This is a genomic window from Amaricoccus macauensis, assembly GCF_049800915.1.
GTDB classification, from domain to species: Bacteria; Pseudomonadota; Alphaproteobacteria; order Rhodobacterales; family Rhodobacteraceae; genus Amaricoccus; species Amaricoccus macauensis_A.
On the sequence record NZ_JBNAFY010000001.1, the window covers coordinates 759,892 to 773,175 of the forward strand.

Consider the following 13,284-nt stretch of genomic DNA (forward strand, 5'->3'; position numbering starts at 1 on the left):
CGGGCCGCATTCACGATGTGGATCATTGCAGCCCGTAAGTGTCGATGATCCCCTTCTTGCAGCCCTGATCGACGGGGCTCGCGGCGAGCATGAGATCCCCCAGGCTCGAATTCTCGGTGATCTCGCCGCGGAGCGAGATCCGCAACTCGCGCAACAGGCGCCGCGAACCATCATCCGAACAGACGAATTCGACCCGGTCTCCTGCACCGGCTCCGAAGGCTTCGTCGAAGCGCTGCCTGATCCAACTGGTGCGCACTTCCTCGCCGAGACGTCCGGCAACGTATGAGCCGACTTCCGAGGCATTCACGGCATTGGTCAGCATCAGGGTGTCGCTGAAATACTCGTCTGCGCCGCCCTGAGCATTGTAGCAGGTTCCGTGCTTGATCCATTCGTGGCGATGGAGCGAACTCAATGCGCCGGGCATGGCGACAGCGAGCGCCTCCAACGTCGCTCTGGAGACATCGCCATCCGGCAGATCGCGCCACCGGCCAGAGGTATCGCGATCAATGATCGAGTCGGATACGCCGCAATATTCCTGGTCGCGGGGCTGCGGCCAGAGCCCGTGGACGGAGAACCGGATTTCCGCCATCGGGAGGGCGCCATCGTTGAGAAGCTCGCATTCTCGCGTTCTTGGACGGTGTTCACAGAATGCAGACTGCCAGCTCAACGCGAGGACATTGACCTCGTTCGAGACCGGCCTTGGGTTGCGCTCGTCGGCGGTGTCCTCGGCAGCAGACGAGGCGACGGTTCCTGCCACGTGCATTCCGCAGTTTCCGTCGACCCAGCGATCTGTGCTGCCTGGCGCGTCCGGGATTCGTATCTGGAAATGCGCACGCTCCGAGGAGTTGGTGCCGATCATCTCGTAGACTTCATTCGGTTCCGTAAGGAGATCGCCCGGATTGGCACCTGTTTTCATCGATTGCGGCAAATCACAGACGGCCGTGGCGACGAAGAAACCCTCCAGTTTTTCGAAGGCATGCGCTTCCCCGGCAAGCAGGACGATGAACGGCACGGCCAACAGCACACCCGGCATTCAGGACTTCCCCATGTGAAAAAAACTTACGGAATGCTTACTCAACATTGCGTGACCCCTGCGTTACTCTTAATGCAAATCACATAAGAAAATTGGCCGTAGATGGAATTGGGCACGGGGTGGCGCAATTGGTCCCGATTGGCCCCGCAGATCAGGCTCGGTCCCGGCCGCCCCTGGCCGGGCGAACAGTCGGCCCCGTCCGGCGACCTTCTGTGAAACTCCTTATCACTTATACCCACAAGAATGACAATTTGATAGCCTGCGGGTCTCTCGCTTCCCCGTTGCGGTGAACCTCGGGAAAGCCGTGCGCGCAACGAACATTCCACACCACTGCCATGAGAGGGGGACTTCATGAGCGTTCTCGGCCTCGCCCGTTTTCACAAGGCACAAGAGAGCATGTGGCCCGTGGCGCATGCAGAGCTTTCCGCCGGCAGGAAGGTGTCGCACTGGATGTGGTTCATCTTCCCGCAAATTGCGGGACTGGGGCGCAGCGGGACGGCTGCCTATTATGCCATCGCCTCACGCGCGGAGGCACGAGCCTATCTTGATGACGAGGTTCTCGGGCAAAGACTTCGCGATGCAGTTGCGACCCTCCTTACGCATCGATCGGTGCCAGCCGAAACCATTCTTGGCAGTGTGGACGCGATGAAACTGCGGTCCTGCCTGACACTCTTCCGTGCGGCAGATCCGCGTGAGCGCCTCTTTGACGAGGCGCTCGACACGTTCTTCGATGGTGAGCCGGACCCTTTGACACTGCAGATCCTGAACGCCGAGGACCGTGCGGAGACTTAAAGCGTCGCGTTGAAGGTGCCGCCATCGAGCAGGATGTTTTGTCCGATCATGTAGCCCGCGTGGATGGAGCAAAGGAAAGCGCAGGTCGCGCCGAATTCCTTGGCCGTACCGTAGCGACCTACGGGAATCGAACCGGCACGGCGGGCCCGAACCTGCTCGACGGACAGCCCTTCGGATTTGGCGGCATTCCCGTCCAGAGCGTTGGCGCGATCCGTGGCGTGAATGCCCGGCAGCAGATTGTTGATTACCACGCCCTTTGATGCGACCTGACGGCTCGTTCCGCCGACAAAGCCCGTCAATCCGGCGCGCGCGGAATTGGAGAGCCCCAGCGCGGGAATGGGAGATTTAACTGACTGCGAAGTGATGTTGACCACCCTGCCCCAGCCACGTTCGCACATGCCGGGCAGCAGTGCCTGCATCAAGGCAATCGGTGTAAGCATGTTCGAATCGAGGGCGCGGATGAAATCATCCCGCCCCCAGTCGCTCCAGAGACCCGGCGGCGGGCCGCCCGCGTTTGTCACGAGAATATCGGCGTCCGGAGCAGCTTCAATGACACGGGCACGATCCGCCTCGGCCGTAATGTCGCCCACGACGGTCGTGACCTCCACGCCGTAGCTGGACCGGATCTCCTCCGCCGTCTCTTCAAGCACATCGGAGCTCCGGGCATTGATCACCAGGTTCACGCCCGCATCTGCCAATGCCTCGGCACAGCCGCGCCCCAGCCCGCGTGAGGCAGCACACACGATTGCCGTTCTGCCCGAAATTCCAAGATCCATTTGTGCTATCCACCCTTGCGATGTGTTTCGATCGGCGGCTTCCAGGACACGAAGAATCCGATGTCACCGGGAATGCCGCCGGGGAAGGTCACGACCAGCGCCCTGAAACGGTAGCCAAGCGGCTTTCCGACTTCCTCGAACAGGTCGTATATCTCCCGCGCCTTGCCCTGGAGCGTTTCCGGCCAATGAGGCAACGCATTGTTGATTGCCCTTCCGCCATCGGTGCAGAGATTCGACGGAAAGGAATAGACCATCGTCTCGTATTCGCGATTGCGCGCGGCATTCTCGATGAGCCCGCGAATATGCATTCGCTCGTCGGGGCCAATATGATTGTTGAGAAAATCCTCGGCGAAGGCTTTCTGGCGCGCGAACTCGGCTTCGTCCGCGACGGACCTTTGCGATATCTCTGCCGCACGATCTTCCGCCATCTTTTTCCGAAGCGCTTCCGCGGACAACGCCGGCGACGGTGTGTCGGTATCAGAATCAGGCATTTCTTCCCCCATCAATTCAATGAATTGAAGCCGCGCAGGCGCGGTTCACAATCGATTCCAACCTTGTCATCGACCCGAGGGCGAGATTGCGCAACCTGCAATGGCATCCATGCCTCACGCGCTTGCGCTCGATCTGACGAGTCGGGACGAAGCCCGAGCAGATTAATGCGCCGTGATCGCGTCAACAACAGGAGCCCACTGGTTTCTCATGGCACGGTTTGAAGACAGAGGCTTGTCGAAGACGGCAAGGCCATCTTCGGCAAGATCTGCGTAAGCCGTGCGTTCCGAAATCCATGCGAGCGGAACCTGACCGATTTCGTCAAAGAAGCTCTTGAGCCGCGCCGTCGATTTCTGGTTCGGACGGACACGGTTGGCGATCATGTGGATCCCGACCTTGCCCTTGCGGACTCGCTTGATGTCCTCAATGTCGCCGAGGAAACGTCGCGTGCTGTCCTCATCGAAGAAACTCGGCAACACAGGTGAAATCACCGCCTTTGCCTCTGCGATCAGGGCTTCGGCCCGCCCCTCCCGGATGGCGCCGGGCGCATCGATCACAAGCCAGTCCAGATGTTTGGGCACATCCCCGACCTTGCCTGATTTCGTCCAGTCGACGCCGACAATGGCGGGGACGGTCACTGGCCGCATCTTCAACCATCTCAGCGCGGATTTTTGTGGATCGGCATCGGCGATTGCCGTTCTTCCACCTGTCTGGGCCAGCGCGGCAGCAATCGTGATGGCCGTCATTGTCTTGCCGCAGCCACCTTTCCGGTTCGCCACCAGTATCGTCTTCATGCCATCCGCCTCATCAATCCTGCCGTTCAGGAATTGTTAAAGCTTGATGACGGCTGCGGGTCAATGAAACCCGGCAACTTCCTGAAGGATTGGGGAACGATATCCGAAAAGAATGAAGTTCAGGCCGTGGGCCTCGAGTGTTTTCGGTGACATGCGGGACCAGCGCCGCGCATGTAGTGTCGCTCCGGACGATAACCGTCCATATCAAGGCGTTTCCAGAGACCAGATACTCTTACAAATGCCCTGCGCAGCGACATGCCGCCTCCTCCGATTACAGGGGGTGAACAGAAGTGCCGATGGATGTTCGAGCAGGGATTTGGTGCCCGCCACCGGACAGGAACATCCTGCGGACAAAAGGTTAAATTAACCCGAATGGCCGGGCACAAAATGCTCGAAAACCCGAAGATAGAAGGCGCTCCGATGGAGGAGGGAGCGCCGTTGTTCCGAGGGCCTTATCTCTCGGTGAACTTGAGTTCGATGCGGCGATTTCGCTCGTAAGCCTCCGGTGTATTGCCCGGATCGATGGGCTGGAATTCTCCGAACCCGGCGGCAGCGAGCCGTTCGGGTGGAATACCTTCCTGCTCCACCATGTACTGCACCACCGACAACGCACGCGCCGTGCTGAGTTCCCAGTTGTCGTCGAACTGGCTGCTGAAACCCACCGGTACCTTGTCGGTATGACCGTCCACGCGCAGGATCCAGTTGAGATCGCCGGGTATCTCGCTCGAGACGTCCTTGAGGACTTGCGACACCTCCGAAATCTGCGCGCGACCTTCTGCGCCAAGGGTTGCCGAGCCCTGCGCGAAAAGCACCTCGGAGTCGAAGACGAATCTGTCCCCGACAATGCGCACGCCTTCGCGGCTACCGAGGATTTCGCGCATTCGGCCGAAGAACTCCGAGCGGTAGCGGCGAAGGTCCTGCGCTTCCTCGCCCAGCCGTTCCCGTTCGCGGCGTTCGAGTTCGGCCCGTGCCCGCTCCTCGGCGGCAGCGCGCGCCAGGGCGGCATTCAGGTTGATCCCCAGCATCTCGATCTGGACCTGTGCCTCGAGATCCTTCTCGCGCGCCTCATCGAGGAGACCCTGCAGAGCGTTGAGTTGCTCACGCAAGGACGCCGTCTGCTGATTGAGCAGGGCGACCTGACGCTGGCCTTCGGCCGAGATTTCCTTTTCCTCGGCAAGAAGCTCTCGCGCCTGGGCAAGCTCCGCCTCCCGCTGTTCCGCTTCGGAAAGGGCTTCCTGTCGGCTTTCCTGCAGGCTCTCCAGGCGGGTCTGAGCGGCCTCGGCTGCGGCGAGCAGGGTCAGCGTTTCCTCGGCCTTTCTCCGCTCCTCCTCGAGGGCGAGAGACATCGCAGTCAGTTCCGCGCTCGAGTTCTCGAGCCGCTCACGCAAGACTTCGGCGGCAGCGGCAGCAGCCAACCGTTCCGATTCCGCTTCGGAAAGCGCATCGGCCTGGGCAACCAGCTCCTGCTCCAGAGATTCGTTTTCTTCACGCAACTCCGCAGCCAGCCTTTGCAGTGCCTCGTTTGCGCTGAGGCGCTCGGCGCTTTCGGCTTCGCTTGCCTCCAGACGGTCCGCGAGATCGGTGTTTTCCGCAAGCAGGGTCGAGACGCGCGCCTCGAACTCGTTGATCTCGGCCAGAGCAGCGTCCCGTTCGCTCGTGACGGTCGCCACCAGTTCGGCCTGACGATCGGCGCGGCTCCGTTCCAACCCGAGTGCATCGGCAAGATTGGCGACCTGGATGTTCAACTCGTCGAGTTGTTGCGATTGCCCGGAGAGCTCGTCCCGAAGCACGAACTGGACGATCATGAAGATCGACAGAACGAAGAACAGCACAAGGATCAGCGCGGTCATCGCATCGACGAATCCCGGCCAGATCGTGGTGGAAAAACGGCCCGAGTTGCGGCGCGAAAGAGCCATGGCCTAGTTTCGCCTCTGCGAAACGAGCGCGCGCAACGCCTCCGCAAGCGCGGAGATATCCTGCCGAATCTCCGTCACCAGATCCTGACGACCGGCGGCGAGGTCCTCGAGGATGCGCACCACCTGGGTGTCGATAGAGCGCAGACGGGCGCGGGTTTCCGCATCCACGCCACCCGATTCCTCGTCTCTCGATTCGATCGCCACGGCAACCCGTTCCTGTGCGACGGCAATTCGTACCAGAAGTTCCGGGTTAAGCGGCTCGGCCGTCGGCTGTTCGGAGATACGCCGCGTGAGTTCCGCAAGGCGCTCGTCCATGGATCGAATGAAATCCCCCATCTGCCTTTCGTTGGCGCGGGAAACTTCTGCGAGCTGGTTTTCCATGGCGTCCGAGCGCGAAACGCTCTTCTCGATGACCTCACGCAACCCGTCGATGTGTTCCGCCGTTTGGCCGATCACCATCAGGACATTGCCGGCCGTAAGCGCTTCTTCACCTTCGATGCCGGAGATGCCGATACGGGTGATCGAGGAAAGCCAGTCCTCAAGTTCACGGTAGAATCGATTCTGCGCATGGCTCGCGAAAAGCTCCAGGAGTCCGACGACGAGCGATCCCGCAAGCCCCAGGAGAGATGACGCAAAGGCTGTCCCCATGCCGCCGAGCTGCTCTTCAAGGCCGGTCATGAGGTTGTCGAAGACGTCAATCGCCTCCTGACCCTCCTGCGGCGCAAGCGAACGAATCGTATCGACCACCGCCGGCACAACCGTCGCGAGACCGTAGAAGGTTCCGAGGAGGCCAAGGAAAATGAGAAGATTGATGAGATACCGCGTGAGATCACGCTGCTCCTCGATCCTCGTGCCGACACTATCGAGGATCGACTGCGTGGAACTCGATGTCAGGCCCCGTCTTGCGCGCCGGTCGGACAGGAGGGCGGCCAGCGAAGCCAGGAGGCGAGGTGCCTTGATGAATTCGTGCCCGGGCCTGTCGAGCGCGAAACTCTCGATCCAGACCACGGATGAGACCAGCGTCGTGACCTGCCAGAAACAGGCAAACAGTCCGACGAGAAACACGCAGAGGATGAAGCCGTTGAGATAGGGCGATGCAAGGAATACGGGCGCGACTGTCGGAAAGAGCAGCACCCCGACCCCGGCCGTGAGCCCGATGACGATCAGCATCATCACGATCTGCCGGACCGGCTGCGTAAATTGCGGATCGGCCTTTTGTGTGAATGACATAGGTCTTTTCTGCTTCCTGCCCAGATTTTGCGGAAGCTTACGCCGTGATGCAGCGCATTCCAACCTGCATCTGCCCCCGTAAAACGCGAAGCAAGCATTCTGTTGCATTGATCTGCCAGTGGTGTAAGGGCCGGAGATGGGAGCGACTGACACCACGGAAGGATCCCGCAACATGGATACCATCGGCCTCTACTGGCCTGGAGATGCATTCGCCCCGACCATCGCGCTGCTCGTACTTGCGTTCATCCTTGTCTATACGACCGTGAAGTCCGTGCCCCAGGGCGACAACTGGACGGTCGAGCGTTTCGGTCGTTACACGCGAACCCTCCAGCCCGGCTTGAGGTTTCTCGTGCCCGTAATCGACAAGATCGGCACCAAGATCAACATGATGGAGACTGTTCTTGATATCGATCAGCAGGAGGTCATCACCCGGGACAACGCGATGATCGTCGCGGATGCGGTGGCATTCTATCAGGTCGTGAACGCCGCGCAGGCCGCCTATGAGGTGCGGGATCTCGAACGTGCATTGCGCAATATCAGCCAGACCAACATCCGCTCGGTTCTCGGTTCCATGGATCTGGACGAGTCGCTTTCTAATCGCGACGCGATAAACCTGAAACTGCTGTCCGTCATCGACGCGGCGTCGACCCCTTGGGGTGTCAAGGTCACCCGTGTCGAGATCCGTGATCTTGCGCCGCCACCGGACATCACGGAAGCGATGGCGCGCCAGATGAAGGCAGAGCGCGACAAGCGGGCAGAAATCCTGACAGCCGAGGGCGAAAAGGCGTCTGCCATTCTCAAGGCGGAAGGCGAACGCGAGGCGCAGATCCGTGAGGCCGAGGGGCGTCGTCAGGCCGCGTTTCTAGATGCCGAGGCACGTGAGAGGGCCGCAGAGGCGGAGGCACGCGCAACCACCCTCGTCTCCGAGGCCATAGCGCGCGGCGACATCCAGGCGGTGAACTACTTCGTCGCGCAGAAATACACCGAGGCGCTTCGTGACGTTGCCGCGAGCCCCAACTCGAAGACAGTGATGGTACCGCTCGACGCTTCCAGCCTCATGGGCTCGATTGCCGGCATATCGGAGATCGCGCGATCGTTGGGTGTCGGCAAGGGAGATAACACTTGAACCTGCCGCTGCTCGGATTGCTGACCGGAATTTCGCCGCTGTGGTGGGTTGCCATCGCACTGTTTCTTCTCGGGCTCGAAGCCGTCATTGTGAGCACGCACCTGCTGTGGCCGGCCTTGGCCGCCTTCGGTGTTGCGCTGGCACTTTGGGCCGTACCGGAGATGTCGGGAATCGGGCAGATCGGCTTGTTCGCTGCGCTCACGATCGCATTTGTCGTGATCGGAAGGACCATTCCAGGCCGTTTTGGTCGCGGGGAGGACGGGAAACCGCTCAACCGCCGTACAGAGGGCCTGATCGGTCGCGAAGCGGTTGTCGAGACGTTTCACTGGCATGAGGGACAAGTGAATATCGACGGTGTTGTCTGGCCCGCGCGGCTGGATGGGCGAAAAAGCCCCGAGATCGGAGAGCGGGTGAAGGTCATCGCGGCGGACGGGATCGTGGTCTGGGTTCGCCGCTTGCCGCTGGACGAGCGGGTCGCGCAGGTTGACCCGCCTGCGCAACAGGACGAGCAGTGAACCGGTTGGGTCCGTGCTCGCCCAAAGCTTGCCCCGGCCGAAGCGGTCGGCCAGAGCATTCGATTTAAGACGTGTCAGAAATACTCGATTCGGCTTTCCAGCAGGCTGGCAAGTTCCTCGGTTCCGACGCCGAGAAAGAGCATTCCATTACCGCCCCCGAGATCGAGAAGCGTTCCGCCTCCGGCATCCGACATGCGTGATGCCCATTCCTCTGCACCGGGCGTTCCGAGACCGTTGATGTTCATCGAGAGGCGAAGCGTGTCCTCGTCGGTGAAATCCAGAACCGTGTCCACGCCATGATGGCTGCGGGCCTCGAACACGTCGGCGCCGGCACCACCGATCAGGAAATCGTCGCCTGCACCGCCGTTCAGACGATCATCTCCCGTTCCGCCATCCAGGAAATCATCCTGACGTCCGCCATGGATCCAGTCGTTGCCCGCTTCACCGAAGATGGCATCATCCCCACGGCCGAGTTGATCGATGGCCCCGACGAAGTCGTCGCCCTCTCCGAGATAGATGACGTCGTCCCCATGGCCGCCGTCGATCCAGTCATCGCCCTCGCCCGCCTTGATCGTGTCATTGCCCCAACTGCCGCGGATGACATCGCGGTCCGCACCGCCTTCGACGGAATCGTCACCCGAACCAGCGTTGATCCAGTCCCTTCCTGCACCGCCTTCGACCACGTCATCCTGGCGCCCGGCATTGATCGTATCGTTCCCGGTACCGCCCAGAAGCGTGTCGTTGCCGTTGTCACCTGAAAGGTGGTCGTGACCGGAGCCACCGTCGAGGCTGTCATCTCCATCCTGGCCTCGCAGGGAATCATTGCCCGAATCGCCATGCAGACGGTCGGTCCCGTATGACCCTTCCAGCGTATCGTCACCCTCCCCACCATGCATCTCGTCGGTCGAAAGCCGTTTCTCGCTACGCCATTCCTCGAAACTCGCACCGTCTTCCCATCGTTCGGAATAGGTGGACCAGCGCACGTCAAGCACGTCGTCGCCTGCTCCGCCGAGCAAGGTGTTGGACCCGCCTGCCCCATGCAGCGAATCGTTTCCGGCTTCGCCCAGAAGCAGGTCATCGCCTGCACCGCCCCTGACAAGATCGTCGCCTTCGCCGGCCCGAACCGTGTCATCACCGTCGCCCGCCTTGAGCGTGTCGTCGCCCGGGCCCGTCACGAGAAGATCGTCGCCGCCAGCCGAATTGAAGACATCGGCCCCTGCGGGATCGAGATAGATGTCCGCGCCGGCGGCGCCCATGGCGATATCCTCGCCTCGCGTTCCGACGCTGAAGCGCACCCCAAGCGCTTCGAAGACCTGCCCCCCCAGGCGGTCGAACAGGGTATTCAGAAAGGTATCCGGATCACCCAGCAAATTTCGTGTCATGCGATATTCCCCCATCTTGCATTGCCGCAGAGCCGAACCCGTTCTGCCGGGAAACGCCGTCCGGCTCCGTCTGGCGCAGAGATGTTGAAGCGTCCCGCGGTGTAGGAACTGTAAAGAACGCTCGATTATCGGACCGAATGATCGTGTAATTTGATCAGGTGTTGATGCAATTCCTTAAGATATTGCAGGTGCGAATTAAGACCCTGTTTACGCCAGATGCCCCATCCAGATCGAGCGACATGATCGCAATACTGGAGGGAGTATTTCATGGCGACTATCCCTGGAGGGGCCTTCAACGACTTCGTCTTCGGAACGTCGGGTGCTGATTTCATCACGGCGGAAGACGGGAACGATTACGCCTTCGGCGCGAGCGGCGACGACGTGATCGACGGCGGTGCAGGCGAGGACACCTTGAACGGCGGTTCCGGCGACGACGTGATTGACGGAGGCACCGGTGACGACCTGGTGATCGGCGGCTCCGGCAATGACGATCTGGCGGGCAACGACGGCGCGGATACGCTGCTTGGCGGTTCGGGCGACGACATGGCCAGTGGCGGTGCCGGCGACGACATGCTCGTGGGCGGAGCCGGCGATGACCAGCTCAGCGGCGATGCAGGCGACGACATCCTGCTCGGCGGCACCGGTGATGACATGCTCATCGGCGGTGAAGGAGATGACCAGCTCAAGGGCGAGGCCGGAGACGATGTTCTCGTGGGCGGTGAAGGCGACGATGAACTCGTCGGCGGCGCTGGCGATGACGTGCTCGACGGCGGGCTCGGCGACGACGTTCTGTTCGGAGGCGCGGGCAACGATCTGTTCGTGTTCTCCGGTGGTGGCGACGTCATCATGGACTTCAGTGAGGGAGACATACTCCAGATCTCGCAGTCCCTTGATGGCGTTTCGTTGGAAACTGCCGGCGACGTTGCCGATTTCGCAATAGATCTCGGCGAAGCTGGAACCCTGATCGACTTCGGACAGGGCGACAGCGTGATGCTCTCGGGTGTCTCTTACGACGACATCGCGGCGGATCCGTCCAAGTTCATCACACTGGTCTGATAGCAGACCGGACCGGCCGGGCTTCGGCCGGTCCGACATGCGCGCGGGGGCAAGAGCGGGGCAAGGAAAAGTATGAACATTCGCGTTGATAACCTGCATCCAGATGCAACAGCACTGGGCGCGCCTTCCGTGACGTTCCGAAACCCGGCGGGCCGACGCAGCCTGGGCCGGATCTTTGTCGTCGCGGTTGCCGACGAGGTGTCCGCCGTTCTCTACGACGAAGCCGGGCCCGCGGATGGAAAACAGGCCCGCAAGCGGCTGACAGCGGAACTTGACGGTTACCCGCTTGAAAAGCCGTTCCTGACGACGCGACTCGACCGCGCAGACGGCGGCACGCGTCACGCACTCTTGCTCAAGGCCGGGCCCGAAGCGATCTCCAAGCGCAACCTCGTGATCAGCCTGGATGGTCAACCGGTGGCGGAGATCGATCCGAACTGGCTCCAATCGCCGGTTTCCGACAGTTCCGCCCTGATCGACGGTCTGAATGAAGTCGGACGCCAGCGCCTTCTTCGACTGATCATGACCACAGGGGCCTCGCTGTTCGGTCTCTCGATCCGGTCCGGATACGGTTCAGTGACACGCCAGCTCATGGCCCTGCTGTCCAGTCGCCGCCATGAACTCGCGTCAATCTGTCCACTGGGCAGCAGGGGCTTTCTCGCGACCTTCCGCATCCCGATCGACGAGCCCATGACGGAGCTGGCCACCCTGCTGCTGGAGTGCAGTGAACGAACCGTGAATCTGAAGGGATTTGAAACGCATGTCGAAAGTGCGGGCGCCCATCGGCTCCTACACATCGCAATCCCCTCGCCGTTTCCGGCCGGATCAAGCCTTGTCGCGCTCGCGGCCCGGCCCATGATTCTTGAAGGGCCAGCCGACGAAACCGAATTGCAGCCCATTGTTCCCTGGCTGGAGCGACGTTGCGAAAGAACACGGGCCTGGGTTCAAGGCCTGCTCGAGGCACGCAGCCCGGTCGACACTGTCGCTGCAGCGGTGCTGCGAGAACTTGCCGCAGAAGACGCGTACGTGCCGGCCCTGGAGGTGCTGCAGCTTTCCGCGACACGTCGCGGCTTGCTCCACGCTCTTGAATTGTCCGATCCCCTGGATCTGGCTCAGGCAATCAGGATCGAATGCGGCAAGGGGCATCGCGACATCCGCGTCAGAGATGACGATCTCGCAGGCTACATCCTCTGGCCGGACCGTGATCCCGGTCCCTGCCGGATACAGATCGTCTACCGCTCTCGCCGGGTGCAAACCGTTCATGAAGGCCTGCCTGAAAGCTTCGATGGCAATGCGCCAGCCGCTCTCGCAAGATGTGAGCCGAAGGCCGCGGCACGCGCCTTGTCGATGGCCCGGCTCGATGGTGCCGCACCTGCAGCTCGAGGCCACGTGCAGGTTGAGCGGTTCGGCGAAAGCCCCGACCGGGTCCGGTTGAGCATTGTCGCGCCGGCAAGCGCGAATCCCGATCTCCTTCGGGCGCGTGCTTCCGCGTTGTTCTCGCAGAGGAACGCCCGCCAGGTCGAACTCGTGATCTACGGCACCGAAAGCATCAACCTCTCGGAACTGCGTGGCAAACTTGCTGAATGCCACGCGCTCTTCGGTATTGCTGTCCGTTTGGTGACACTTGGAGGTACCTGGACCCGCTCCGATGCCCTGCGCGCAGCTGTCTCCAAAGCGGAAGGCGAGCATACGCTGCTTCTTGGCGCGGATGTGGTCCCCGAAGGTCCTGAGTGGTTGTCGGACTGGTTGCGCATGTTCGGCAGGGCCGGCGGAACGCATATCGTCGGGGGGACGCTTCTGAACCCCAACGGATCGATCCTCGATGCCGGAGCTGGTCCTGACGCACGACCGCGATTCAAGGGCCTGCCCGCGGCCCACCTTCCGACCGCCTCGAGGGCCGCGACAAGTCTCGTCACGTCGGAATGCGTCATGCTGGGGCCGGACGCGAAGGCCTGCCTCCTGTCTTCACCGAGTGTTCACCCGAATCCCGACATTCTGCTGGCGGACACTGTCGTCCGCGTTCTCGAGACCGGCGGAAACGTTCGGACATCGTTTCGCAACCTTTTTGTGCGCTTTGGGCCTTCAGCGGATTCCGATCCGCTTTCGCTGGCCGCAGACCGGATCGCGGCGACGGAAATTGCCACTGGTATCGCCCGCGAGGGCAAAGTTTGACGAGTA

12 protein-coding genes are annotated in these 13,284 nt (G+C 61.3%); 5 read left to right on the forward strand and 7 right to left on the reverse strand.

Features of this window, described 5'->3' with window-relative positions; genetic code table 11:
- Positions 1 to 22: 22 nt before the first annotated feature.
- Positions 23 to 1,033: a ribonuclease T2 family protein gene (locus ACP15W_RS03425; protein WP_424931419.1), complete on the reverse strand. Its 1,011-nt coding sequence runs from the start codon at positions 1,031 to 1,033 to the stop codon at positions 23 to 25.
- A gap of 351 nt (positions 1,034 to 1,384) precedes the next feature.
- Here ACP15W_RS03425 and ACP15W_RS03430 point away from each other — a divergent pair, with 351 nt between their 5' ends.
- Positions 1,385 to 1,825 carry a DUF1810 domain-containing protein gene (locus ACP15W_RS03430; protein ID WP_424931420.1) on the forward strand — a complete coding sequence of 147 codons (441 nt, stop codon included), beginning with the start codon at positions 1,385 to 1,387 and terminating at the stop codon, positions 1,823 to 1,825.
- Here the strand turns inward: ACP15W_RS03430 and ACP15W_RS03435 are convergent.
- The 5 genes from ACP15W_RS03435 to ACP15W_RS03455 all read right to left on the reverse strand — a co-directional run bounded on the left by ACP15W_RS03435 (position 1,822) and on the right by ACP15W_RS03455 (position 7,030).
- Positions 1,822 to 2,601 carry an SDR family oxidoreductase gene (locus ACP15W_RS03435; protein WP_424931421.1) on the reverse strand — a complete coding sequence of 260 codons (780 nt, stop codon included), beginning with the start codon at positions 2,599 to 2,601 and terminating at the stop codon, positions 1,822 to 1,824. The two genes, ACP15W_RS03430 and ACP15W_RS03435, sit on opposite strands and share 4 nt — an antisense overlap.
- 5 nt (positions 2,602 to 2,606) lie before the next feature.
- Positions 2,607 to 3,092, reverse strand: coding sequence for a hypothetical protein (locus ACP15W_RS03440; RefSeq protein WP_424931422.1), 486 nt, complete (start codon positions 3,090 to 3,092; stop codon positions 2,607 to 2,609).
- 162 nt (positions 3,093 to 3,254) lie between these two features.
- Positions 3,255 to 3,884: a ParA family protein gene (locus ACP15W_RS03445; RefSeq protein WP_424931423.1), complete on the reverse strand. Its 630-nt coding sequence runs from the start codon at positions 3,882 to 3,884 to the stop codon at positions 3,255 to 3,257.
- Positions 3,885 to 4,336: 452 nt separating this feature from the next.
- A complete protein-coding gene (locus ACP15W_RS03450) occupies positions 4,337 to 5,800 on the reverse strand; it encodes a peptidoglycan -binding protein (protein ID WP_424931424.1) in 1,464 nt (487 codons plus the stop codon).
- Positions 5,801 to 5,803: 3 nt separating this feature from the next.
- Positions 5,804 to 7,030 (reverse strand): biopolymer transporter ExbB, encoded by a 1,227-nt coding sequence (locus ACP15W_RS03455; RefSeq protein WP_424931425.1) that lies wholly within the window; start codon positions 7,028 to 7,030, stop codon positions 5,804 to 5,806.
- A gap of 172 nt (positions 7,031 to 7,202) precedes the next feature.
- Between ACP15W_RS03455 and ACP15W_RS03460 the strand changes: the two genes are divergently transcribed.
- Together ACP15W_RS03460 and ACP15W_RS03465 are read left to right on the forward strand one after the other, a co-directional pair.
- Positions 7,203 to 8,156 (forward strand): SPFH domain-containing protein, encoded by a 954-nt coding sequence (locus ACP15W_RS03460; RefSeq protein ID WP_424931426.1) that lies wholly within the window; start codon positions 7,203 to 7,205, stop codon positions 8,154 to 8,156.
- A complete protein-coding gene (locus tag ACP15W_RS03465) occupies positions 8,153 to 8,671 on the forward strand; it encodes an NfeD family protein (protein ID WP_424931427.1) in 519 nt (172 codons plus the stop codon). Before ACP15W_RS03460 ends, ACP15W_RS03465 begins: the two co-directional genes overlap by 4 nt.
- Positions 8,672 to 8,745: 74 nt before the next feature.
- On the opposite strand, the gene ACP15W_RS03470 is transcribed toward ACP15W_RS03465, so the two are convergent.
- A complete protein-coding gene (locus ACP15W_RS03470) occupies positions 8,746 to 10,053 on the reverse strand; it encodes a calcium-binding protein (protein WP_424931428.1) in 1,308 nt (435 codons plus the stop codon).
- A 267-nt stretch (positions 10,054 to 10,320) separates the two neighbouring features.
- On the opposite strand from ACP15W_RS03470, the gene ACP15W_RS03475 reads away from it, so the two are divergent.
- Together ACP15W_RS03475 and ACP15W_RS03480 are read left to right on the forward strand one after the other, a co-directional pair.
- Entirely contained in the window at positions 10,321 to 11,109 is a 789-nt protein-coding gene (locus ACP15W_RS03475) for a calcium-binding protein (RefSeq protein ID WP_424931429.1), read from the forward strand.
- Between the two features lie 72 nt (positions 11,110 to 11,181).
- Positions 11,182 to 13,278, forward strand: a complete 2,097-nt coding sequence (locus ACP15W_RS03480; protein WP_424931430.1) for a hypothetical protein — start codon at positions 11,182 to 11,184, stop codon at positions 13,276 to 13,278.
- Positions 13,279 to 13,284 lie beyond the last annotated feature (6 nt).

Bases quoted from the DNA above. Each gene is read 5' to 3' on its own strand.
- ACP15W_RS03470 (WP_424931428.1), bottom strand. From the start codon at position 10,053: ATGACACGAAATTTGCTGGGTGATCCGGATACCTTTCTGAATACCCTG.
- ACP15W_RS03450 (WP_424931424.1), bottom strand. From the start codon at position 5,800: ATGGCTCTTTCGCGCCGCAACTCGGGCCGTTTTTCCACCACGATCTGG.
- ACP15W_RS03475 (WP_424931429.1), top strand. From the start codon at position 10,321: ATGGCGACTATCCCTGGAGGGGCCTTCAACGACTTCGTCTTCGGAACG.
- ACP15W_RS03430 (WP_424931420.1), top strand. From the start codon at position 1,385: ATGAGCGTTCTCGGCCTCGCCCGTTTTCACAAGGCACAAGAGAGCATG.
- ACP15W_RS03480 (WP_424931430.1), top strand. From the start codon at position 11,182: ATGAACATTCGCGTTGATAACCTGCATCCAGATGCAACAGCACTGGGC.
- ACP15W_RS03460 (WP_424931426.1), top strand. From the start codon at position 7,203: ATGGATACCATCGGCCTCTACTGGCCTGGAGATGCATTCGCCCCGACC.
- ACP15W_RS03425 (WP_424931419.1), bottom strand. From the start codon at position 1,033: ATGCCGGGTGTGCTGTTGGCCGTGCCGTTCATCGTCCTGCTTGCCGGG.
- ACP15W_RS03435 (WP_424931421.1), bottom strand. From the start codon at position 2,601: ATGGATCTTGGAATTTCGGGCAGAACGGCAATCGTGTGTGCTGCCTCA.
- ACP15W_RS03440 (WP_424931422.1), bottom strand. From the start codon at position 3,092: ATGCCTGATTCTGATACCGACACACCGTCGCCGGCGTTGTCCGCGGAA.
- ACP15W_RS03455 (WP_424931425.1), bottom strand. From the start codon at position 7,030: ATGTCATTCACACAAAAGGCCGATCCGCAATTTACGCAGCCGGTCCGG.
- ACP15W_RS03445 (WP_424931423.1), bottom strand. From the start codon at position 3,884: ATGAAGACGATACTGGTGGCGAACCGGAAAGGTGGCTGCGGCAAGACA.